The organism is Ruminococcus turbiniformis, from assembly GCF_020687545.1.
GTDB lineage: Bacteria > Bacillota > Clostridia > Lachnospirales > Lachnospiraceae > Mediterraneibacter > Mediterraneibacter turbiniformis.
This window is the reverse complement of record NZ_JAJEQX010000028.1, coordinates 1-23,897: the sequence shown is the minus strand read 5'-3', so window position 1 is coordinate 23,897 and position 23,897 is coordinate 1. Positions and strand designations below refer to the sequence as shown.

24 protein-coding genes and 1 pseudogene are annotated in these 23,897 nt (G+C 42.1%); 23 read left to right on the top strand and 2 right to left on the bottom strand.

Going from position 1 to position 23,897, the window contains the following annotated elements:
* Position 1 precedes the first annotated feature (1 nt).
* From LKD70_RS13825 to LKD70_RS13810, 4 genes are all read left to right on the top strand, one after another.
* Complete coding sequence (locus LKD70_RS13825) at positions 2 to 364, top strand: DUF6711 family protein (RefSeq protein WP_227708534.1); 363 nt, start codon at positions 2 to 4, stop codon at positions 362 to 364.
* Between the two features lie 173 nt (positions 365 to 537).
* Entirely contained in the window at positions 538 to 1,071 is a 534-nt protein-coding gene (locus tag LKD70_RS13820; protein WP_227708533.1) for a hypothetical protein, read from the top strand.
* A 116-nt stretch (positions 1,072 to 1,187) separates the two neighbouring features.
* Complete coding sequence (locus LKD70_RS13815; protein ID WP_227708532.1) at positions 1,188 to 3,101, top strand: hypothetical protein; 1,914 nt, start codon at positions 1,188 to 1,190, stop codon at positions 3,099 to 3,101.
* A gap of 16 nt (positions 3,102 to 3,117) precedes the next feature.
* The gene (locus LKD70_RS13810) at positions 3,118 to 4,509 is read left to right on the top strand and encodes a hypothetical protein (protein ID WP_227708531.1); all 1,392 of its coding nucleotides are present in this window, start codon (positions 3,118 to 3,120) and stop codon (positions 4,507 to 4,509) included.
* 6 nt (positions 4,510 to 4,515) lie between these two features.
* Here the strand turns inward: LKD70_RS13810 and LKD70_RS13805 are convergent, their stop codons facing one another.
* Positions 4,516 to 4,869: a SymE family type I addiction module toxin gene (locus LKD70_RS13805; protein ID WP_227708530.1), complete on the bottom strand. Its 354-nt coding sequence runs from the start codon at positions 4,867 to 4,869 to the stop codon at positions 4,516 to 4,518.
* Positions 4,866 to 5,192, bottom strand: coding sequence for a hypothetical protein (locus tag LKD70_RS13800; protein WP_227708529.1), 327 nt, complete (start codon positions 5,190 to 5,192; stop codon positions 4,866 to 4,868). Before LKD70_RS13800 ends, LKD70_RS13805 begins: the two co-directional genes overlap by 4 nt.
* A gap of 200 nt (positions 5,193 to 5,392) precedes the next feature.
* On the opposite strand from LKD70_RS13800, the gene LKD70_RS13795 reads away from it, so the two are divergent.
* The 19 genes and pseudogenes from LKD70_RS13795 to tnpC all read left to right on the top strand — a co-directional run bounded on the left by LKD70_RS13795 (position 5,393) and on the right by tnpC (position 23,676).
* On the top strand, positions 5,393 to 5,815 hold the full coding sequence (locus LKD70_RS13795) for a phage holin family protein (RefSeq protein ID WP_227708528.1): 423 nt from the start codon (positions 5,393 to 5,395) through the stop codon (positions 5,813 to 5,815).
* Position 5,816: 1 nt separating this feature from the next.
* The gene (locus LKD70_RS18825) at positions 5,817 to 6,881 is read left to right on the top strand and encodes an N-acetylmuramoyl-L-alanine amidase (RefSeq protein ID WP_407690975.1); all 1,065 of its coding nucleotides are present in this window, start codon (positions 5,817 to 5,819) and stop codon (positions 6,879 to 6,881) included.
* Positions 6,882 to 7,057: 176 nt separating this feature from the next.
* Positions 7,058 to 7,474: a recombinase family protein gene (locus LKD70_RS13785; RefSeq protein WP_227708527.1), complete on the top strand. Its 417-nt coding sequence runs from the start codon at positions 7,058 to 7,060 to the stop codon at positions 7,472 to 7,474.
* Positions 7,465 to 8,742: a recombinase family protein gene (locus tag LKD70_RS13780; protein WP_227708526.1), complete on the top strand. Its 1,278-nt coding sequence runs from the start codon at positions 7,465 to 7,467 to the stop codon at positions 8,740 to 8,742. Before LKD70_RS13785 ends, LKD70_RS13780 begins: the two co-directional genes overlap by 10 nt.
* Positions 8,687 to 10,009 carry a recombinase family protein gene (locus LKD70_RS13775; RefSeq protein ID WP_227708525.1) on the top strand — a complete coding sequence of 441 codons (1,323 nt, stop codon included), beginning with the start codon at positions 8,687 to 8,689 and terminating at the stop codon, positions 10,007 to 10,009. The genes LKD70_RS13780 and LKD70_RS13775 overlap by 56 nt, the downstream gene beginning before the upstream one ends.
* A gap of 113 nt (positions 10,010 to 10,122) precedes the next feature.
* Entirely contained in the window at positions 10,123 to 10,374 is a 252-nt protein-coding gene (locus LKD70_RS13770) for a single-stranded DNA-binding protein (protein ID WP_227708524.1), read from the top strand.
* Position 10,375: 1 nt separating this feature from the next.
* A complete protein-coding gene (locus tag LKD70_RS13765; RefSeq protein ID WP_227708523.1) occupies positions 10,376 to 11,506 on the top strand; it encodes a DNA cytosine methyltransferase in 1,131 nt (376 codons plus the stop codon).
* Between the two features lie 12 nt (positions 11,507 to 11,518).
* Positions 11,519 to 14,143 carry an ATP-binding protein gene (locus LKD70_RS13760; RefSeq protein ID WP_227708522.1) on the top strand — a complete coding sequence of 875 codons (2,625 nt, stop codon included), beginning with the start codon at positions 11,519 to 11,521 and terminating at the stop codon, positions 14,141 to 14,143.
* A gap of 1 nt (position 14,144) precedes the next feature.
* Positions 14,145 to 16,163 (top strand): hypothetical protein, encoded by a 2,019-nt coding sequence (locus LKD70_RS13755; RefSeq protein ID WP_227708521.1) that lies wholly within the window; start codon positions 14,145 to 14,147, stop codon positions 16,161 to 16,163.
* A 138-nt stretch (positions 16,164 to 16,301) separates the two neighbouring features.
* Complete coding sequence (locus tag LKD70_RS13750; RefSeq protein WP_227708520.1) at positions 16,302 to 16,631, top strand: hypothetical protein; 330 nt, start codon at positions 16,302 to 16,304, stop codon at positions 16,629 to 16,631.
* Positions 16,632 to 16,922: a hypothetical protein gene (locus tag LKD70_RS13745; RefSeq protein WP_227708519.1), complete on the top strand. Its 291-nt coding sequence runs from the start codon at positions 16,632 to 16,634 to the stop codon at positions 16,920 to 16,922.
* Positions 16,906 to 17,760: a KilA-N domain-containing protein gene (locus LKD70_RS13740; protein WP_227708518.1), complete on the top strand. Its 855-nt coding sequence runs from the start codon at positions 16,906 to 16,908 to the stop codon at positions 17,758 to 17,760. The genes LKD70_RS13745 and LKD70_RS13740 overlap by 17 nt, the downstream gene beginning before the upstream one ends.
* Before the next feature lie 27 nt (positions 17,761 to 17,787).
* On the top strand, positions 17,788 to 18,741 hold the full coding sequence (locus LKD70_RS13735; RefSeq protein WP_227708517.1) for a DUF4062 domain-containing protein: 954 nt from the start codon (positions 17,788 to 17,790) through the stop codon (positions 18,739 to 18,741).
* 40 nt (positions 18,742 to 18,781) lie between these two features.
* Positions 18,782 to 19,090: pseudogene (locus tag LKD70_RS13730) on the top strand (23S rRNA (uracil(1939)-C(5))-methyltransferase RlmD); the annotation flags it as partial.
* A gap of 167 nt (positions 19,091 to 19,257) precedes the next feature.
* Positions 19,258 to 20,709 carry a hypothetical protein gene (locus LKD70_RS13725; protein WP_087416577.1) on the top strand — a complete coding sequence of 484 codons (1,452 nt, stop codon included), beginning with the start codon at positions 19,258 to 19,260 and terminating at the stop codon, positions 20,707 to 20,709.
* On the top strand, positions 20,702 to 21,088 hold the full coding sequence (locus LKD70_RS13720) for a hypothetical protein (RefSeq protein ID WP_227708516.1): 387 nt from the start codon (positions 20,702 to 20,704) through the stop codon (positions 21,086 to 21,088). Before LKD70_RS13725 ends, LKD70_RS13720 begins: the two co-directional genes overlap by 8 nt.
* A 74-nt stretch (positions 21,089 to 21,162) precedes the next feature.
* The gene (tnpA, locus tag LKD70_RS13715; RefSeq protein WP_227708515.1) at positions 21,163 to 21,513 is read left to right on the top strand and encodes an IS66 family insertion sequence element accessory protein TnpA; all 351 of its coding nucleotides are present in this window, start codon (positions 21,163 to 21,165) and stop codon (positions 21,511 to 21,513) included.
* Positions 21,506 to 21,859 (top strand): IS66 family insertion sequence element accessory protein TnpB, encoded by a 354-nt coding sequence (gene tnpB, locus LKD70_RS13710; RefSeq protein WP_076776436.1) that lies wholly within the window; start codon positions 21,506 to 21,508, stop codon positions 21,857 to 21,859. The genes tnpA and tnpB overlap by 8 nt, the downstream gene beginning before the upstream one ends.
* 146 nt (positions 21,860 to 22,005) lie before the next feature.
* Entirely contained in the window at positions 22,006 to 23,676 is a 1,671-nt protein-coding gene (tnpC, locus tag LKD70_RS13705) for an IS66 family transposase (RefSeq protein WP_227708514.1), read from the top strand.
* Positions 23,677 to 23,897: the final 221 nt, after the last annotated feature.

Sequence of the window (23,897 nt, the reverse complement as noted above, 5' to 3'; positions counted from 1 at the left end):
TATGGCATTTATACAGTATCTGACCTTTGACGGGACTGCTCTCCCCCTGCCGGATTCCTATGAGGTGCAGATGGATGATGTGGAGGCGGATTCCGGCGGGGAGACGGAGGCGGGGACGATGCAGCGGGATGTGGTGCGCGCAGGCGTGGTGAGCATCCCGGTGACGTTCTTGGTATCGGCAAAGTGGCTGAAGATCCTGACGGAGTTTAAGCAGCAGGAAAAGATTACAGTAGGATATTTCGATACGGAGACGCTGGCGGTAAAAACGGCGGAGATGTATGTGGAAGGATATAAGGCGGCCTTGGTGAAGGATACTTCTCGGAAAGGGCTGTGGACGGTGAGTTTTACGCTGAGAGAATTTTGACAAGGTATCCTTTTTTTGATAGAATTATAATGTATTCAAAAAAAATAAATCGAAGTCAAACATCCCCTTATACAAACGAAATTAAGAAATTCTCCTAGCGTATGCTTTAACAATAAAGTTGAATTGAATATAAAATATATTTTGTATTTCCACTAATATTAAGGAGTAATATTATGACATCTTATCCCGCAGGCGGAATGGTTCCCAATCATCCCCAGAATTCTGAATTTTATAGTCATTCACAAGCTAAGGTTCTGGCCGAGACTTATTACAAATTAGGACATGATTTGTATACAACAATACTTCCTTTGTTAAATGCACCTGAGTGTAGAAATGAAGATATATGGAAATTATGGCCTGCCTTTGTTAATTTATCATTTTCTTGTGAAATAATTTTGAAACTTTTCTATGAAAATGATAATGGTAAGATGGCTCGTGGTCATAGATTATACAATGATTTGTTTATTAAGCTTTCAGATGATTCAAAAAAAATTATATCTGATATAACAATTAATGCTATGATAATAAATGGTTCTAAAAATTATACGTATATTGATTTTTGTGACGATATAATTAAAAGTGAAAATACATTTGCCTATGAAAGATATGTATTTGAAGTAGTTCCAGGGAGAAGTCATAGTTTGCAATGTGGATTTTTACTTTCATTTGCCAGATCTTTAAATATATTATCTAAAGGATTGGTATAATGATTAGAAATAAGGAAAAATACCATTTTATCTCTGAACAATTTATTAATCAAAAAGCATCAGTCAGAAATGATTGGTGCTTTTTTGATGCTTGGAAACGGAAGGAGGGGTGTCCGATGTACCCGGTAAGCGAGGCGTTCCTGCAGGCGGTGCAGGGGAACACCCGGAAATATTACTGGACGGGGAAGATCACCACAGCAGGCGGCGTGGAGTATCCCTTTGACCAGGAGGATATTGTAAAAGGCAGCGGCTATATCACAGCCCAGTGCTGCGGTAATTCGGAGATCGAACTTGGGGCAGTGTATGCGGCGGAGATGGGGATCAGCCTGTTTCTGGATATTGACCGGTATACGCTGGAGGATGCGGAGGTGGAACTGTCCTATCATCTCCGGCTTGCCAGCGGCGCTTATGAGACTGTCCCCATGGGCATCTTTGAAGTGAGTGAAGCCAACCGGTCAGTCCATGTGCTGGAACTGAAGGCTTATGACCGGATGCTCCGCTTTGACCGGGCTTTCAATGGTTTTGAAACCATTGGTACCGCTTACGGGATGATGGCGCTGTGCAGTACCGCCTGCGGGGTGGAACTGGCGCAGACCCAGGCGGAGATTGAGGCGCTCCCGAATGGATCAGAGCTGCTCTCCATTTACCCGGAAAATGACATTGAGACATACCGGGATGTGCTGTATTTTACTGCTCAGGTGCTGGGAGGGTTCTTCTGCATCAACCGGGCCGGGAAACTGGAATTCCGGCAGTACGGGGAGACGCCGGTGATGGAGATTTTGCAGAAGCATCGGTTTTCCAGCAGCTTTTCTGATTTTGTGACCCGGTACACAGCGGTCAGTTCCACCAACCTGCGGACGCAGACTTCCGAGTATTACGCTTTGGAAGAAGATGACGGACTGACTATGAACCTGGGAGTCAATCCCCTCCTGCAGTTCGGACTGGAAGAGACCAGGGCGGAGCTGTGCAGGAATATTTTGACAGCTCTGTCTGCAGTCAATTACGTGCCCTTTGATTCGGATACCATCGGGAATCCGGCGTTGGATCTGGGGGATGTGCTGACCTTCTCCGGCGGGCAGGCGGACGCCCAGCAGATCACCTGCGTGACATCTTTTACAGTCAAGATTGGCGGCAGGCAGAGCCTGAAATGCGTGGGAAAGAATCCCAGGCTTTCCCAGGCGAAGTCCAAGAATGATAAAAATATTTCCGGTCTGCTGAACCAAATTGAAGCTGGGAAGATCGGCATCCACACCTTTGCAAATGCCTCTGAGTATTCCATCGGGGAGACGGATGTGCGGATCATCAGCATTGAGTTCGCTTCCAAAGAGGAAAACCACGTCCAGTTCTTCGGGCAGGTAGTGGTGGACGTGGAAGCGCAGGCGGTGGAGAAATCCACCCAGGCCAGCGGCACCGTCGTGATTCCGTTCCCTTCGCCCGGAAGCGGAGCGGCAGGAAATGCTGGAACGGAGGACGGCTCGTCCGGGATGGAAGCGGAAGCTGGGGATGCTGAGGATGGCGCTGCCGGGGAAGAAACTACAGATATTTCCGTAGATGTAAGCCTGCCGGTGACCTGGACGGAGGACGGGAAGGCAGTCTGCTATGTCACCTTTGAACTGAATAATGCGGAGATCCTGCTCCATCATCCGGTGGAGACCTGGCACAGCGGAAAGCACATCCTGTCTTTGTATTACCCGATTGAAAATATCGTGCCGAATATTACAAATACCTTCAATGTATACCTACGGATGGAGGACGGTTCCGGCTCTGTGGGAATCGGGGACTGCATTGCTTCCATTAGCGGCCAGGCCATGGCGGCGGCTGCGGCGTGGGACGGCAGGATTGATATTGAGGAAACAGTGGGGTTGTTTTCTGTGGGCGGCGGCCTGCAGGGGAAGAGTGTGACGGATGTGATAGCAGTGGAAACGATGGAACTGGTGCAGAAAAGCTATTCGGATACACTGACGGCAAAGCCGAAGATCGGGGCGTTCTGCCGGCCGGTGACGCTGCCGGTATCTGGTGATTCAGAATGATGGGAGGAAAATGGACATGATTTTAAAAGGCGTGATGACAATCGAACTGACGGACGCGAATACCGGGGCGGTGGAAACGGTCACGGAGGAAAACATGATCACAGAGTCCGTCAATAACATTTTGGGGTTAAACCCTATGGGCATTTTTTACGCGGCAACCGGGGAGTATGACGATGCGGTCCTATGGAACGGGAATCTTCTTCCCATCTGCCCCAACATGATCGGCGGCATCCTGCTCTTTTCTGAAGCGCTGGCGGAGGATGAGGAACTGCTGTATGAAAGCTCCGACAACCTGCCGGTGGCCTACGCTTCCAACAATGTCAATTCTACGGCGAACCTGGCCAGGGGGAGCTTGAACCTGACAGAGAGCATGGTTCTTTCCAACGGCTATAAGTTTGTGTGGGAATTTACGCCCAATCAGGGCAACGGGACGATTGCGGCGGTGGCGCTGACCAGCGCCCTTGGCGGACAGAATGGGTTTGGAAGCCTTGTGGGGGATGCCAGTACATTTCTGCAGTTAAAGGCGGTGGATATTGGGGCTATCCCGGACGCCAACAAGATGGTGCTGTTTGAGGCAGTGGAGATGGATTTTGAGAACAGCCTGCTTTATTCCATTACCTTTGAGAACGCAGCTGTTCGGATCCGGAAGCTGCGGATCCCGGTGTTTTCCATCGGGCTGAATGAGAAGCTGGACGATTCCACTTATACCGTCCTGGATGATGAGGTGCTGACGCCGGAGACTTTTGAATTTTTGGGAAGTTATACCAAGTATGGGGAATTCATGGATGGGCAGGACGGATACTGGTATGGGTTTTCCAATGAGGGAAATTCTTCCGGGGACGCTGCGATGCTCTGGATCAAGATTTCCAAAACGGATTATTCCTTTACCGAGGGGCAGTGGACGCTGTCTAACGCCAAGCTGATGGATGTGGGAAACCGGGAGAACAGCACCTTTGCGGAACGGGTGGTAAAATGCTGCGTCCGGGGCGGGTACCTGTATGTGCCAGCCTATGACAAGAAGGGGATCTATAAGATCAGCCTTTCCAATTCCACAGATGTGACGCTGATCAATTTCGGTTTTACCTCCAAGTGGAAGCCCCTTTGCGAGACCGGTTCCTGCGAACTGTATTTGACGCTGGTCGGGGATCTGATCATCGGCGGGGATTTTCAGATTACGGCGGAGGACACAGTGATCCAGACCCAGGGAAGTTTCCGGCTCAATAACGCCGCAACGCCCCTGTTCCAGTACAAGAATTTCCTGTTTGGATGGGGCGGCAGCTATGGTAATGAGTACCGGACGGCTTATCTGCTGACGCCGTACCTGGCATCCATCAATAACCTTTCCTCAGCGGTGGTGAAGACGGTGGATAAAACCATGAAGATTACCTATACGCTGACGGAGGAGTAAGGGGGATCAGCGGCGGTACTTTGTGGAGTCCCTGGAGATGAGAATGTATTCCTGCTGTGGCTCTGCTACACGCTGGAGTTCCTGGTTTTCTTTTTCCAGCCGGAATTGGAGGCTTCGGATTTCAGCGGCTTTGCTGTCCAACTCCTTCTGGGCCTCCCTGCGCTGTTTTTCAGCCAGTTCCGTTTCGGTCATTGGGCGGATACACAGGGAACCTTCCCCATATTCGACCACGATGGTATTTCCGATGGAAAAGCCAAGTTCTTCCAGCCAGCGCCCCTCCATCTGAATTTTCGGGACCTGTGTATAGGAACCACCGGAAAGGCGGCTGGTGTATGCGACTTTGATATGTTTCTTGTTCATGAGCGTACCTCCTGTCCGTCTGTTTTGTAGTGTTTCCTGGGGCGCTTCCGATGAGCCCTTTCCCTGGCAAGCCAATAGGCGTCATGGGACCGGATCTGCCGGAGACAGCAGGGAAGCGTAGCTCCATGTCCGTGTTCATGGTAAGGGGTTCCTCTGTGATGGGTGTGACAGATCCGGCAGCTTCTGAAACGTGGGTATTCCTCCAGAAGGATATGCCAGCAGTGGCCGGTGTTGTTTGACTGGAGCGTCACGGCGCTTCCGTGTAATGCGATGATTGAGAAATAGACGGGGTAAATGGCTTTCAATTCCTTTGGCGTAAACATTTTTCCTCCTTCCTGCCAATGGCTTTTGGTGATTGTATTTATCACTCTACCTGGCAGGAATAGCAACCTGATTCTGTGCCATAAACCGCACAAATCTCCACAATGGAGATTGTGCAGCTTAGACACTTCACATAGCAACCTGCAGGCGGGCGCTCAGAGATGGGCGTCTTTTTTTATGGAATGAAAGCGAGGTATTTGTAATGAAAGAATTTTGGAACATGGTCCAGATGGTATTTGCCGCTGTAGGCGGATGGCTGGGATATTTCCTTGGTGGGAATGACGGGCTGCTGATCGCCCTGGTGCTTTTTGTAGTGGTGGATTATCTGACCGGTGTGATGTGCGCCATTTCTGATAAGACGCTGTCCAGCAACGTAGGCTTTAGGGGCATCTGCAGGAAGGTGCTGATCTTCCTTTTGGTAGGAATCGCCAACATCCTGGATGGCCATGTTATTGGCACTGGATCGGTGCTGCGGACGGCGGTGATCTTTTTCTACATTTCTAATGAGGGCGTAAGCCTGATGGAGAATGCGGCACATCTGGGGCTTCCGGTGCCGGAAAAGATCAAGGCTGTCCTGGAACAGCTTCATGACCGGGCAGAAAAAACAGAAACGGAGGAGAAATGAGATGAAGTTCGTACAGAGTATTTTAACGAAAAATCCCTGCTATACGGCAGGAAGAAAGATCACAGTCAAGGGGCTGATGCTCCATTCAGTGGGATGTCCTCAGCCGAAGGCGTCTGTGTTTATCAATAACTGGAATAGCCCGTCCTATGACAGCGCCTGTGTCCATGGGTTTATTGATGGAAATGACGGGACGGTATACCAAACCCTTCCCTGGAACCACCGGGGCTGGCACTGCGGTTCCGGCAGCAGAGGCAGCGGAAACAATACCCATATCGGAGTGGAGATGTGCGAGCCTGCGTGTATCCGGTACACGTCAGGCTCAAACTTTACCTGTTCCGACTTGTCCACGGCAAGGGCTGTGGCAAAACGCACCTATGAGGCGGCGGTGGAACTGTTCGCCATGCTGTGCAAGCAGTATAATCTGAATCCGACCGCAGACGGTGTGATCGTCAGCCATCGGGAGGGCCACAGCCGAGGGATTGCGTCCAACCATGGCGATCCGGAGCATCTTTGGAACGGTCTCGGCATGGGATATACCATGGACGGATTCCGTAAGGCAGTGAAGGCTGCCATGGGTGGAAGCACGGCCGGAGGCGGTTCTTCTTCTGGCAGCGGCAGCTCTGGAACTTCCGGTTTTCCAGCGGTTCCTTTTACAGTAAAGGTACTCATTTCGGATCTGAATTATCGGTCTGCTCCGTCCATGAGCGGAAGCGTAAAGGGACAGACAGGAAAAGGGATCTTTACCATTGTGGAAGTGAAAAATGGCTGGGGTCGTTTAAAAAGTGGAGCCGGATGGATCTATCTGGAGAATCCATCCTACTGTACGGTGCAGTCCTCCGGTTCCGGAGGCAGTTCTTCCAGTGGCTCTTTTCTGGTACAGGTATCCGCCACAGACCTGAACATCCGGAAAGGTCCGGGAACCAACTATGGAACTACTGGAAAGTACACGGGAAAAGGAACCTTCACGATTGTGGAGACCAGATCGGGACAGGGTTCCAATGCAGGCTGGGGCAAACTGAAATCCGGAGCCGGATGGATCAGTCTGGATTATGCTAAACGAGTGTAAAAGAAAGTGAAAATGCCGGGCAGGAGAGAAACAATCCCCTGTCCGGCAAAATTTTTGCAAAGGATAAGTTTGGCGAGAGTGGCAGCAAAAAACGGTGGAAATGGTGAAACTGCTTGACTTTTAAGGGCTTCAGAGTGATAGATAGACTACCAAAAAAGAAAGGAGAACTTGTAAGAATGGTAATAGCAGGAAGAGTAAACCGGGTGGCTTTTTACTGCCGTATGAATCATAGGGATCATGATTATACCCAGTTTTTGGATGATGTAAAAAAACGGTTGGAAAGAGCCTATGGAAAACAGAAATGGGAACTGAAAATCTATTTTGAAGAAGCCTCTGGCGCTGATCCGGACAGGAAGGAGTTCAACCGTCTGAAACAGGAAATTTCACAAGATCAGATTGATGTAGTGGTTTCTGTCCGGGCGGCGATGATCGCCAGGGATTGGGGACAGTTTATGGAGTTTATGGAAATCTGTGAAAAGGCGCAGGTAGAAGTCCTCTGTTTGGATGAAGTGGAAGATGCAGGGCGTATTTTTCAAAGGATTCAGAAATTTATTACGGCTTATTTTGGGGGAAGTGAAGAAGTATGCGGATAAGGATTATCACTGCGGTTCCTACGGCGGAAAAGAAAAAAAGAGTTTGCGCTTATGCCAGGGTTTCCACTGACAGCAGAAGGCAGGAGGAATCTCTGGAAAACCAGACGGCAACCTACGAAAGGCTGATCCGGTCGAATCCGGAATATGCGTTTGCTGGTGTCTATGCAGATCAGGGAATCTCCGGTTATTGTGAAAACCGGCCGCAGTTCCAGAAGATGCTGGAGAGAGCAAGAGCAGGGGAGATCGATCTGATCATAACAAAGTCCATATCAAGGTTTGCACGAAATACCGTCACCGTTCTGAAAGTTGCGAGAGAACTGAAAGAACTGGGTGTCGGTATTTTTTTTGAAGAACAGAATATTAACACTCTTTCAGGGGACGGAGAGATGATGCTTGCTGTCCTCGCTTCTTTTGCCCAGGAAGAGAGCAGGAGCATGAGTGAAAACAATAAATGGAGCATTAAGAAGAAATTTGAGCGGGGAGAGGTGATGATTACCACTTCCCGTTTTTGTGGATATGACAAAAACGAATATGGGGATCTGGTGGTGAATGGCAAAGAGGCAGAAATTGTACGGTTGTCTTTTGACCTTTATCTGATGGCCGTAGGAAGCACCAGAATTGCGAGCCTGCTGGATTATCTTGGAGTTCCTACAGTGACAGGGGGAACCTGGGAAGGCGGGACTATTGGCGGAATGATTGCCAATGAAAAGTATAAAGGGGATTTCCTTTTACAGAAATATTATACGCCGCCAGACAAGCGGAATGTTACACGGAAAAATCGTGGGGAAGTACAAAGCTATTACATTTCTGAAAACCATGAACCGATTGTTACCCCGGAAGTCTGGCAGCAGGCGCAGGAGATGCGGGATTACCGGAAAAAGATCAGAAATATCGGGCAGGACGGAACGAGGAAATTTCAGAACCGGTATCCCCTAAGTGGAATGCTGATCTGCCCGTATTGCGGAAAGACACTTCGCCGGAGGCAGGTTTATAAGAAAAAGATCCAATGGCTGTGCAGTACTTACATCGAGCAGGGAAAACAGGCATGTAAGGGAATCCGGATTGATGATGCGGAACTCGCAGGACTGCACGTCACGGGACAAACGGTAGTAGAGGAGGTTTTGAAGGATGGCAAGAAGCATTACCGTTATACCAGCAAGGCAGAATTCGATTTCACAGGAGAATTCCAGCCAGAACGTCCGGAGGATACGGATGGTAGCATACTGCCGGGTGTCAACCGACCAAGAAGAACAGTTATTAAGCTATGAGAACCAAGTGAATTATTATACGAAATTCATCAAAGACAATCCGCTGTATACGTTTGCCGGGGTCTATGCAGATGAAGGAATTTCCGCAACGAATACTAAAAAGAGAGAAGAATTCAACCGCATGATCACAGACTGCAGGGATGGAAAAATTGATATGATCATTACGAAATCCATCTCCCGGTTTACCAGAAATACATTGGACTGTCTGAATTATGTACGGGAGTTGAAAGAACTTGGCATCGGGATTCTTTTTGAAAAAGAGAATATCAATACCCTGGATGCAAAGGGAGAGGTCCTGCTTACAATTCTTTCTTCCCTGGCACAGGATGAAAGCCGGTCGATTTCTGAAAACTCCACATGGGGTATCCGTAGGCGCTTTGAAACGGGAAAGCATAAGATGAGTACCAAGCGGTTCCTGGGATATGACAGCGATGAAACAGGAAAACTGATCGTCAATTCCAGACAGGCAAAGATTGTTGTCCGGCTGTTTCAGGAATTCCTGGATGGAAAGACTACGGATTATATCAAGAGGATTTTTGAACGGGAAGGGATGGTAAATTGGGATGGAAGTACCAAGTGGCATGCCACTACAATGAACAGCATGCTCCAGAATGAAAAGTATAAAGGAGACGCCCTGCTGCAGAAGAGTTACACTGTGGATTTCTTAACAAAGAAGCGGGCGAAGAATGCCGGAGAAGTCCAGATGTACTATGTGGAGGATGATCATGAAGCGATTATAGATCCACGTATTTGGGAATGTGTCCAGTTGGAATTTAAGCGGAGAGAAAAATACCTACAGGAGCATGGAACCCATTCTTATTCCCGAAATCCGGAAACAAATCCATTTGCCTCACGGATTGTCTGCGGAACTTGCAATAAAGTTTTTTCCAGAAAGGGATGGCGCAGCAGTGCCGGATATGACAGAAAAGTGTGGCAATGCAGCGAAAGGTACCGGGTGAAAGGTGTTCAGGGATGCGATAACCGCCATGTGGAAGAAGAAACGCTGGTGAAGGCATACCTTATGACATGGAATGCGCTGGTGGAAAATCGTGAGAGTTTCCTGGAACAGTGGAAACAGCAAATGCAGGGAGAAGACCTTCTGGCCGGATACCGGGCGGAGAAATTTGTGGAATATACGAAAGATGCAGAGCCGCTGAAGGAAATGGACACGGATTTTATGCTGAAAACACTGGACCATATCAAGGTGTTTGAGGATGGGACATTGCTGGCGGTGTTTCTGGACGGATCGGAGATTGAGTGTAGATAAAGCAAAAGTAAGATAGGTAATCTGGAAAAAGTAACTAGTGTTCTCTTTGTAGGCATGTTATAATTGTTGTTAACAACGTTGTTTAGAACGATGAAGATATGGAGGTAATAATTGTGTCTGATGTAAATAAATTATTAGAACAGGCAATTAGTGAAATAAATTTTGTTGAAGTGGGAGAAATATTTCTAGTTAAAGATCTATTTAAAGGATATGAATGGAAACGTATTCCACGTAGCGATAGGCACTTGCTGGGAACTTTATTTTTAAATTATATAAATGCTGTTTCTAAGGTTGTAGTTCCTATTGAAAAAACATCTTCTAATCAGCAACAATATAAAAAAATAGTAGATAGGACTGGAAAATAACATGCCGAATATAGTAATATTTTCTTTCTTTTCAGGTGTAGGAATTTTAGACTTAGCATTTGAAAACAATGGTTATGAGATAGTATTTGTTAATGAGTGTAAAAAATGTTTTATTGAGGCCTATAAGTTTTCAAGAAAAAATTTATTGATACAAGAGCCGCGTTTAGGATATTCAAATAAGAACGCTATGGTTTACACTCAAGGAAAAAATAAAAAGAGACTAATAAGAATGATACAGGAAGAAAAAGAAAAAGGCAATGTGGTCGGATTTATCGGTGGACCTCCTTGCCCAGATTTTTCAGTTGGAGGAAAAAATAAAGGGATTACTGGTGAAAATGGGAGGTTAACAAAAACATATTTTGATTTGATTGTAAGATGTAAGCCTGATTTTTTCTTATTTGAGAACGTAAAAGGACTTGTGAAAACTGAAAAGCACAAATTATTTTATAACGAAATGAAAATGAAAGTGACACATAGCGGTTATGTAATATCAGACAGGGTAGTGAATGCATTAAGTTATGGTGTTCCCCAATTTAGAGAGAGAATTTTAATGATTGGATTTGACGAAGAGAAATTTAAGAGAGAAGCTATCTACAATGTTGATGAGAAAAATTACTTCAATTTTCCATGGGGGAAATATAAACGATTTGAAATAGATAAGATTTTAAAGTTGAATTGGCCTGATGCTGAAGAATTTGAAGAAAATAGTAATCGAGATTTTGTGTATGATGTGCCAAAATCATTAACAGTTGAATATTGGTTTAGAAAAAATCATGTCACGAAACATCCAAACCAAAATAGAATATTTGCTGTAAAGAGTGGCCTAGATAAAATGCAAAGAATACTAGAAGGTGACACAAAAAGGAAATCATTCAAAAGGCTTCACCGATGGAAATATTCTCCAACAGCAGCGTATGGAAATAATGAAGTGCATTTGCATCCGTATAAAATACGCCGATTGTCTGTTGCAGAAGCAATGGCAATACAATCTTTACCAGAAAATTTTATTTTACCTAATGATATTTCTTTAACTGCTATGTTTAAGATGATAGGAAATGGTGTTCCCTATCTTATGGCAGAATGTATTGCTAAGACGCTAAAAGAACTTGTTATTCAAATATATGATGTATAGGAGGAAGAAAGAATGGAACATAAACAAATAAAGATTAGTCCAAGAGTAATTAAACACTTGGGAAAGGATTTGATAACTACTTCCGAAGTTGCTATTATTGAATTAATAAAGAATTCAATTGACGCTAAAGCATCAAATGTAAAGTTGTTGTTATTTGAAAATGGTCATATGTTAGAAAAAAGTGCAGAGAATTTTTCAGTTCCTGTATGTATGGAGGAAATAACTGAATTAGTACCGAGTTCCTTTTTTGGAGAGCCATTGTTAATTGTTGAAGATGATGGGAAAGGGATGAATGATTTTCAATTAGAAAAGGGATTTTTAGAAATTGGTACAGATCTAAAAAATAACAATAATGAGACAACATTGGGAGAAAAAGGGATCGGTAGATTAGCGGCTCAACGATTAGGCAAGTATTTATTGGTTGAAACGGCATCTGAAAGAGAAGAGTTTGCTACATTAACCTTTATTAATTGGGATAGTGTTAGCAGTGTAAATAATAGTAATTATTTTGTTCCGTATAAGAAAATAAGAAAGCTGGAGCCGAGTTATACAAGATTATGGATTCTAGGGATAAATATCAGTGATTTTTTGGAGACCCCAGCTCAAATGATGTTACATTTTGATAATACCAATCTAGTAGTCAATAGAGAATTAAAATCAGCTATTAATTTCTTGATATCGCCTTTTAATGAAGTTAACAAAAAAACTTTAATTCGAATGTTTTATAATAATATTGAATTAGATATTAATTTTCCCAATAGAATGCTTCAGCTTTCTGAGAGTATTCATAAGTTTAATATTTTTGAAGATAGAGGAGAATTAGTATTAAAATATGAACTTAGTTTGAAGCCTTGGTATATTGAACGTATTCACAGGGTGTTAGCTAAGCCGGAGGCATTTAAAAGATTAAAAAAGGAACATCGTTTTTATAGAGAATTGTTAAAGACAAATAAGGACAGAATTGAGAAAGTTCTTATGCAAGAAGTACGATATAATGAATTACTCGATTTAGTTTCACAGACATTTTACGATATGTTTGAATTAGGTATAACAGATAAAAATATTAGGAAGAAATTTGCTGCTCAGAAAGCAGATGAGTGTATGGAGGCACTATTGAAAATAGTGCCGATATCAGGAGAAATTTATTCGTTTAAACAAAATGCAGCTATTGGAGAAAAGATTATAATAGAGTCTTTGAAAGAAATTGAAAATAGTCAAGAGTTTAGTTTAAAAGAACTAAAAGAATTTCTAAAAGATTATAACGGTATAAAATTATATCGTGATGTATACAGAATTGGTTTTTTGGGGGACAAAGAAAATGACTGGATTAAACTTCAGCAATTTAGGACAAAAGGACAACAATGGTATAGATTTGATTTAGGAAATACTGTAGGATATGTTTCTATAAAAGATCCAGAGCAGAAAAACATTCAAGAGATAAGTTCTAGATTAGATATAAATCAGAATAAAGTATCAGATGCGTTCAAAATGTTGATTGGTATTGTTTTTAATAATTTATTTTATGAATTAAATAGAAAAGCAAATGATATCATTAAAGTATTGCTGACGGAAAACGGATTATTAGAAGATAATATTACTAAACGAGTGAAAAAAAATTCAAATGATATTGAAAAATTTGCAAAACGTAATAGGCATATGATGTCTGAGATGAAGAAAATTACCAAAGAATTTAGTGGTAAAATTGAAATTGAAGGGGAAAAAGTATCAATGCCAATTAGTCTATACCAAAAAATGGAAAAGGTTTTTCAAAATGTAACAGAACATTTTGGAGAAAATGAAGAAGTACAAAAACGAGCAGCTAATTTATTAGTAGAAGCTGATGAACAATTAAAAGCTATAGAAGTAGAGTCTTATAATAATTACAAATTAATGGCGAATGGATTGATAACTGAAACGATAACACATGAACTGCATTCTATTAGTAAAACAGGTATAGATGAAAACATCCAAGAACATTTTGGATTTTTGAAAGAGTATTTTGTAACGCAAAAAAAAGTTAAAGTTTATAACACTCATGTTTATCCGATTCAAACAAGTTATTCAATAGTTGCGGGGAAAATCAATGATATTGCAAATTTATATTCATTTCTCGAAAATACTTTTATTAAAAAAGGAACTTATGATGAATTTGTGCTTCAGCGAATACAAACTGTTATAAAAGATATAGAAGAAAATTTAGTGAAAACAATTAAAGATAATAATATTGTAATAGTTTGTAAAACGGAAGAGTTATCGTGGTTTGTTCCCAAAGGCGTTTTGATACACGTATTTTATAATTTGTTTAATAACTCAATATACTGGATTGATAAAAGGAAGAAATTTGCTGAAGTAGATAGCGTTTATGAGTATTTGGGACAGGATCAAATAACAGTAGAGTCATATGGGAGCGACATTGTGGTTTATGATACTGGGACAGGTGTACTTAGAACTATGGAAGACATTTTGTTTGAACCACTAGAATCAGGCAAACCAAATCATGAAGGCAGAGGAATGGGATTATATATTGTAAAGAAAATATTGAATTCGTTCAATGCTAACATTGAGTTATTAGCTGAGAGAAATTCATTTGGTAACCGTTATAAATTTCTTATAACTATGGTGGATGAGGAGGGTTAAAATGTCGATATCTATAACTTATGATAAATTTTTTCGAATTACCAATTGTGATGCAATCATATTTTTAGAAGATGATTTTATATTTGAAGATAATAAAGAGAACTTTTTTTATGGTTTGACGAGATTAAATCGTTCTATTCGGGAAAGAATGTATGCTGAATTAAAAGAGGCGGGGGCAGATTTTGTAGATAAATTACAGGATTATAGCGTTACTGTGGAAGGGTATATTGAATCCATTGATTGGGAAAATGAAATACCTAGAGATGATGTTAAAACATTATTCACAGTTATTGATAAAGAAAGTGGAGTTATAGGGGCAAAACTGCAAGAAATATATGCAAGTATAGAAGTCAAAGATTTATTAAAATTTAAGTCAATACTAAATCAATATGGGGTAGGCGTAAAGATTCCTGGCTATTTTGAGCCAATATTCAATGATTATATTTATAGCAAAGGTGAGTGGGAAAAGTATAAAATCTATACAGATTTTAATGCAAAAACGAAAAGCTCCTTTTTGAAAGACTTGAACGAATATAGCCAATCTGGCAAGACAATAATTTGTATTATTGACAATCAGTTGGAAGAAGAACAAAGAGCTAGTGAAATTTTACAAGAACTTGAAAAACTGAATGAAGGTGAAAGAAAAAATATCGTTGCAGCTATTTTAAGTTCGAAAGAAAAGAAAGAAAAAATTAGTGATAAAGTTTTCGCAGAGTATGTTTCAAAAGAAACACCGGACGGTTTACAAATTGCATTAGCCAAAAGTGCATACAGTTTGTTATTATTTAAACTTAAAAGTATATATCAGAAAATATTAGAACAGTCATTTGATGATGCCATAATAAACAAGGATATCGCATATTACTTTGCTAAAATGGCATCTTTTGAAGGCGTTACGAACTATAAAATAGTTACGGATTGGATCAATTTATTATTCCAGTATAAATTAAATGTAAATGATGAAATATACGATATAATAAGGCTTACTCAAATGATGGATATATTGAATGATGAAGACATCCAATATTCTAGTGAAATGCAGAAGTTAAATACCTTTGAAGCGTTTGATTTGAATATTAATCAATACTTTCAACCACCTGCTGCCGGTGATATTTTTAAAGATAATAAAGGAAAGTATTATGTTCTTGTAGGACAAGATTGCGATTTAATGATTAGTCAATCACGTAGTGGGAAAAATGCTGTTTCGGAATTAGTTAGAGCTTCTGTTGTTAGTCAAAAGGATATTGAGAAATATGATAAAAATTTGGAATATATGTATATAAATAATTTTAGAGAGTGCGATTCAGAGCAACCAAAAGGATTAGAAATTAGATACTCGTCGAGAGAATATCTTGATAATGCAGTTATCCGATTGTGTTGTTTTAATAAAGATGGTAGATGTGAAATAAAGTTAGATGAAAAACTTGATCTTGCAATACAAGATATGATTCCACCATATTTATGTGATACATATGAAAAACTTCAACAATTCTTTAACAATATAAATGAACTAAAACAAACGGTTGGTAATAAAATTAATACAATTTTAGAGTCGGAATTTTCTCCGAGATTAACGTCTATTTTGGAGTATGAAAATACTGAAGATAATTATATAGTGTTTCCATATAGAAGAGTCGGTAGACTGAACAGAAACTATATGCTTTATTTATATAAATTGTTTTTGGAGTATAGAGGTAGGCATCCCTTTGATTGTATTAATTTGACGCGCCATGCAAGTTTATCAGTTCCGGTAGTAGGAAGCAACACGGAGATTCAGATAGAAGTAATCTTGTCTACAAATCGGGAAGAAAATAGAAAGCATTATTGTAAGAAACTAAACTGGTATGTTTATCCGAATTATTTGGAACAGGTAGTAAAAGATATATTTAAGCAAGATATTCATATTAAAGACTCAAAATTGCTAGTATTAACAGAGAATGAAAATACGATAGAATGTATTGGAGGTAAGAAAATAATCCTTACTAAAACTAAAAGGGGAGCCAAATTAGAATTAAAATGATTCGAGATGCATGCTAATTAAAAAATAGTGAGACATGGGCTAATTTATCTCACTATAAAATATAATTTAGCAAAAGGCAATTATTTTGCTATTTAATATAAGAAATAGCTTTCACCGCATGTGGAGACGGTTGTACTTTTGTCCCACAAATCACCAGATAGCGTTATCAACGTAAAGGTAGAATTTGGAGAAGGCGACGATAAGATATCGCTGGATGCGATTGCAGAACGGGCGAAGAAATATCAGCCGAAACCGAAAATCACATATAAGATGATACAGGAATATGTAGAGAAGAAGTATGGATTTAAGGTACATACTGCTTATATTGCAGAAGTGAAAAGGGCATTGGGATTAACAATGTGCGATGCGCCTAATGCAGCAGAGGAATTGAAGCAGCCGAGGAAACATCCGCCGAAAGAAAAGGCAGAAGCGATCATGGAGGCGCTAAAGCATTTTGAGGTAATCTAAATGGATGAAAATATTTACCAGATTGCAGAGCAGATAGTCCAATTACATCAGAAAGCCTATGAGGTTTATTTACCATTGGTTGAAGAGGTGTGCAGCAGAACTGTGTCGGAAGATGAATTGTCACATTTGTTAGATTATTTACTGGACTTTGCGTGTGATGAAAAAATGTTGAGATTGTACAAAAGGGTATGTAGAAGGTATTTGGATGTATATCCCGGTTGCATTAAGGATTATATTGAAGCATATCGGGAAATGTGGGAAGAGGAGGGTACTTATGGCGAAAATTGTTAAGGAGACTATCCATGCAAAAGGTATTGACATAGGAATCTATACTACAAATTTTGAAAATGAATTTATTTCATTAACGGATATTGCAAAATATCGAAATGAGGACGACCCGCGATTTGTGATTCAAAACTGGATGCGAAATAGAAATACGATTGAGTTTCTAGGCGTTTGGGAAGAACTGCATAATCCAGATTTTAACCGTGTGCAATTCGAGGCGGTTAAAAATGAGGCTGGATTAAATCGTTTTGTTATGACACCAACAAAGTGGATTACGCAGATGAATGCTATCGGTATTGTTTCAAAAGCAGGACGTTATGGCGGAACATATGCCCATAGCGATATTGCTATGTCTTTCGCGACTTGGATTTCTCCTGAGTTTCAGTTATATATTATGAAAGACTATAGGCGTTTAAAGACAGATGAAAACAGTCGGTTGTCTTTGAATTGGAATTTGAACAGAGAAATTTCTAAGTTGAATTACAGGATACATACAGATGCAATTAAAGAGAATCTGATTCCCCCGGAATTAACTCCCGCACAGGTGGCGTATACCTATGCTAATGAAGCAGATATGATGAATGTTGTTTTGTTTGGAAAAACCGCAAAACAGTGGAAGGACAAAAATCCAAATGTTAAAGGAAATATGAGGGATGTGGCGACATTAAATCAGTTGTTGGTACTGGCAAATTTGGAAAGTTATAATGCTGTATTGATTAGTCAAGGAAAGAATCAAAAAGAGCGGATGGAATTACTTCGGCAGTTGGCGGTACAACAGTTACGGACATTGGAGAAGATAAACTTAAATAATTTGCCGAAATTGGAAAATGAAACAATAGACTAATAATACAAGTGGAAAAGGGAGATGTACATGGAAAGAAAATATCAAGTATTCATAAGTTCTACATATGAAGACTTGAAAACGGAGAGACAAGCAGCAATAAGTTGCTTACTTGATATGAATTGTATTCCAGTAGGAATGGAACAATTTCCGGCAAGTTCATTGAGCCAATGGGAATACATTAAGAAGATGATTGATATGAGTGATTATTATCTTTTGATTGTTGCAGGAAAATATGGTTCTATTGATCCTGAGGAGAATATAAGTTATACGGAAAAAGAGTATAGGTATGCTATCCATAAAAAAATGCCTATATTAGCATTTTTGCATAAAAATATTGATTCGCTTCCTGCGATTAAAGTGGGAGCAACAGATGAAGAAAGAGAAAGAGTAAAGAATTTTCATAATACTGTTAAAGAGGCAGGAAGATTAGTGGATTTCTATTCTAACGAAGACGAATTAAAATATAAAATTGCTATGGCAATGCCTAAAATTATAAATGATGCCCCTATGCCTGGCTGGGTAAGAGCTGATCAAGCAGAAAAAGCAATTGCGACAGCAGGAGATACCGATGGAATTCGAGATTTACAAAGACAATTAGAGAAGATACAAAATACAATTTTGGAGAAGGTTGAGCAGACACAAATGAAATGGGAACCTATTTCTAAAGAAGAAATAGATGCAATGTTTAGTTCAGAAAAGAAAGAATTAAAGATACCAATTTTATCAGATGAAGCAAAATGTCTTTTAACAGAAGCGGCAAAAGACGCTGTCGGTCAAATTCTGGTAATAAACTCACTTGAAGGAGTAGATATACAAACTAATAATAAGATAATGAATACTGATAAAATAGGAAAATCTGCAGCTATATGGAAAGAAGCAGTAAGCGAACTTCAGAATAATCAATTGATAATGGCCGTAGGAAATAAAAATGAAATATTTCAACTTACTAGATTGGGCTATGAAGTATCAGAAAAAATTTAGAGAGCTAGGTAGAGGTTTGTGGGAATCTGGTAATACCGCTGAGACAGTTGTCTTACTTTCCAAGGGAGAAATCGACTCGAGGAAGGTGCGTGTGGAGTTCTCATTGGAGGATATGGATATGTCCGGGTTCCAGAAAGGTGCGACTTATGAGCAAATCAAGGCGTATGTGCTGGAGCATACTGGCTTGAAGGTGTCTTCCCTCTACATCTCGCAAATTAAGCGCAAGTGCGGGCTGGATGTGGGGCAAAATTATAACCTGTCAAAGAAGGAAGATGCTAAAGGGCCACAGTGTCCGCCGGAAAAGGAAGCGGCGATTATGGAGGCGTTGAAGCATTTTCAAATGATATAACCATTGCATTAAGAAGCGGGTAGTTTAGCTTTGTCTTTTTTCGTAGCTGTGCAATTCACTGTTTCGTGAATTTGTGAACAAAATGTTGTAAAAAAGTAAAATTAAAGTGCTGTAATATAGGTTAGGTGATGTGGTCAATTAATGACCATTTTATGAGGGAGGAAAAGATGGGAAATGCAATCATAAAAAAGGATATTTTGCTTGACCTTAGTGTTGGAAATGCTGGATTTGAGTTTTCTACATCGATAGCTGATGCAATGACAAAAGCAGAAGCAGAACTTGTGGTTTTAAATGAAACCGTAGATTCTATCAAAGGCCTTAAGTCGGATTGTGATAAACTGGATTACATTCTGGCGGCAAGTTCCGGTGCGTTGTGTGGTTTTATTGACATCTTTTTAGTGGGTAAGCCCGGTGAATCTCCGCTTGGCGATATTACGGATAAATGGTTTGCGGCCAGAACAATGGACTTCGCAAAACTATGTCATCCAGAGAAAAAGAACTTTGAAAGTCTTGATTCTGCATTAAGATTTTTGGAAAAAGAATTTAAAGTTCCTTATGACCAGACCGGACTCGGCGATGCTGGAAGGGCCGTTTTTGATTTGACTGCTAAAAACCATCATTTCAAATCGCTGGCGCACAATCCAAGCTTATTAGGGCTGTTCTTCTCTATTCTCGATCAGTTCAGCAATACATCCCATTTTATTACAGACGGTCAACTTATTTCCTTACAGCAAGCTGATGAAAAATGGGAGCTACAGGGCAGCAATATTCCAAGTAAATTGTTTTGTGGTTTTGCAAATTGGATAGGCCACCTTATTTCCGATGTATCTGGCTCATCGTCCAGTGCGGCTAAAGGAAATCGTGGTACAGGCCTTCCGTCTCCGTTATGGACATGGACTAATGATATTATTGCCATAAAGTCTAAATTGGGCCTTAGAGTGACTGAAACGGACAAGGCTATGAATGAACTGGCATTGAATATCTTTGACAAAGGTTATGATACCCGTTTTCAGACAGCACAGGCAATACCTGTATTTTTGAATGAGCTATTTGTTAGACTTATCTATGCCATTCGTCGTTTGTTTAGATATTTTTCTATTACGCCAAAGCCAGAGCGCTCTTTTGCACTTATGTGGAAGACATGTGAGCCGTTTTCAAATGCTACAGTTAAGCGAATGCTGACTGTTGCGCACGGTACATTCTGCTTGGTAGATGTCGGCGATGCAGTAGGTAGATCGTTTGTGGCTGGTGGAGGAGCATTCAATGCTGTAGAGTTCGTCCTGCGACTCAACGTTGTAGGTGTAGGTCGATTTGCTATATCCCTCTATGGTGAGACAAGGAGAGCAATCACATACAATCACGCTAAGAAGGAATCGGATTTTGCATCAAGGGAAATCGTTATAGTTACCAATTACATAGAAGGTCTGAAAATACTGGCTCGCCAGTACAATGACAGTCACCTGCTGATGTTTGTCAGTGATTTTGAAAAAAGCGATGCGTATGTAGAAGCTTTTGGAAAATCTGCAAAATTAGCTGAATTACGTAACGTTCCATCAAATAAAATTTTGAAAACCAAGTCGGATATCGACAATTACTTTGGAGGAAAAAGAAATGGCTAAGAAGTTATCAAAGCTTCAAATGGCGCAGCAAAAAGCTGAAGCTGCTGCGAAGAAAACAAATCAAAGAATCAACGAGCTTGGTGGACATACCAGTGCACTGTACACATCACTGACTACGATACAGTCTTTGTTTGACCGTATTCGTAATGTGCCTGAAGAAAATATGCTAAAGTATGAGAAACTGAAAGCCATCAGAGTGAACTGGAAACAACAGGCTGAGAAAATCGAGCTGGAATATCAAAAGGCAGAGGTAAAGGCTGCTGGTCAAGGAGCAGCAGGTGTTGGTGCGGGTGTTACAGTTGTAGCACTCGGTCCTACAGCTGCTATGGGTATTGCGACCACATTTGGTGTGGCTTCTACCGGCACAGCAATATCGTAAGTAGGTAATCATCCGTACCTTCAAATCCCTTCCTGCATTTGATAAGATAATCTCAAATGATGGAGGTATTACCAATGGATATGAATAATAATGTAGTCTCAAAAACTGATCTTTGGGCAGAGCGGATCCATGCTTTCCAGGAAAGCGGTTTATCCCGAAAAGACTGGTGTCAACAGAATGAGATCCCGCCGTCTACTTTGGGCTATTGGATCCGAAAGATTCAGTCAGAATCCCCGGGAACAGAACCTGCCTCCGATCCGGTGTTCGCAAAGCTGCCTTCGGAACAGGAGCTGCAGTTTAACGCCGGGACAGGAAATCATTCTGTTACGATCCTTCTTCCGGAAAACATCCGGATTGAGATTGGTGCTGACTGTCCGGCCAGACTGATGACTACGCTTTTTCAGGCTTTGAAGAACTATGCTTGATTTTTCAGGAAGCGCAACGGTCTATCTGGCGTGCGGAGTTACAGATCTCCGCAAGAGCTATACCGGTTTAGCCGCAATCATCAAACTGAAATTCCATCTCGACCCGTACTCCCGCTGTATGTTCGCGTTCTGCAATCGCAGACGCACATTGATCAAGATCCTCCAGTGGGACGGATCCGGATTCTGGATTCTGATGAAACGTCTGGATCGGAATTCCTTCCATTGGCCGGACACACCGGATGAACTGCGGAAAGTGACTCTCAAAGAGATCCACTGGCTGTGCGATGGATTATCCCTGAACCCCAGCGGCGCTTTTGAAGAACGCCACCCGAAGATCGTAGTCTGATCCCGATTCCTGTCAATTCGCAAAAAGCCGAAAATTCCTTGATTTTACGCGGATTTTCCTCTACTCCTGAAGGCGGTTTTCAATAGAAACCAGATCCTTTTTATGGTAAACTGTCCATAGAGATTTCAGAAAGATGAGGCTGTGCGATGGATCCGGTTTTTACAGAAGAACAACTGAACAGGATGAGCAGGGAGGACATGCTCTCTTTACTGAAGATCATGCAGGAGCATCGTCAAAAGCAGGAAGAAACGCTGCAGAAGCAGGAATCAAGGATCCAGATCCTGGAAGAGAAAACAAAGGAACTGGAATTCCTGAACGCAATGCTCTCTGACCGCCTTACCCTTGCTCAGAGGAAACGCTTTGGCGCGTCCAGTGAAAAATATGCGGACGGGTATACCCAGCTGAATCTTTTTAACGAGGCAGAGCAGAAAGCGGACCCGAATGCCCCGGAACCGGACCTGGAAGAGGTCCATCCGTCTTCTTACAAGAGGAAGAAACGTTCCGGCAAAAAGGAAGAAGACCTTTCCTCCTTTGAGACAACCGAAGTCATTGAGTACAAACTGACAGGGGCAGACCGTCACTGCCCGGACTGCAATACGAAATACAAGGTTGTCACAAAGGAAACCGTAAAGCGCCTGAAATTCATTCCCGCGCGGTTTGAAGTCGTGGAGGAAGTCACCTTTGTGTACAGCTGCCCGAAATGCGGGGCCATGAAACGGCCGGAAAAAGCGCCGTCCCTTCTGAAAGGCAGTGTGGCAACTCCATCCCTGGTGGCAGGCATCATGAATGCCAAGTATGTAAACGGGATGCCGCTTGCGCGCCAGGAACGGGAATTCGCCCGGTATGACCTGAATCTTTCTACAAAGACCATGGCGAACTGGATCATCCAATGCGCAGACCGGTATCTGCAGCCGCTCTATGATCTGATGAAAGAAGAGTTGCTCCGGAGTAAATATTTACACGGAGACGAAACCAGAATTCAGGTGATCGATGAGCCGGACCAGAAGGGTTCCACCCAGAACTGGATGTGGGTCTATCTCACGGATGAATACAGCGGCTCTCCGCGGATGGTCCTCTTCCAATACGAAAGGGCCCGTGCCGGATACCATCCGGCGGAATTCCTTGGAGATCAGTTTGAGGGATCTTTCACCTGCGATGGTTACCAGGCATACCACAGTCTCCCGGAAAGGATCACTGTAACGGGATGCATGGCCCATGCGAGACGCAGATTTAATGAAGCCCTGACGGTCCTGAAAAAGGATTTCACCAAAGAGCAGCTGAAAGAGACAACCGCATATCAGGCAATGGCACGGATCGGGATGCTCTATAAGATTGAGGAGATGATCCGTGACAAGTCACCGAAAGAACGGTATGAAGAGCGTCAAAAGCAGGCGAAACCGCTTTTAGAGGCTTTCTTTGAGTGGCTTCATACACTGGAGGATTCCGTAGACCGGTCTTCGTTGATCGGTGAAGCTGTCCTGTACACCTTGAACCAGGAAGTTTATCTGAAGAGATATCTGGAGGACGGACACTTAAGCATTGACAATCTGGCGGCGGAACGTGCACTGAAAAACTTTGCGACAGGGAGACGGAACTGGCTTTTTGCAAAGAGTATCCGTGGAGCGCAGGCCAGCGCGACTGTATACAGTATTACGGAAACAGCCATGCTGAACAGGCTGAAACCCTACAATTATCTCACCTATGTGATGGAGCAGATGAAAGATCTAGGTCCGTTCCCGGAAAAGGAAGCCATGCTGGAACTTCTTCCGTGGTCCACCAGCCTGCCAGCTGATTGCCACAGCAAACCGAAAAAATAAGAGACAGATCTTCCCTTGGTAAGCGCCAGGGGATTTCTTATTTTGTTGAATATTCTGCGGTGGCGGAGCCACCCAATCTCCTGGAATAGAGCCATGGAATCCGTTATCGAGAGCCACTCGTCCGATGGTGGGAGCCATGACCCGTGTCGTGGCTCCCAGTAGGATGATTTAGTTTTTGATCATCCTTTTCCTTTGCCGCATTGAAACATCCCCGTCAATCC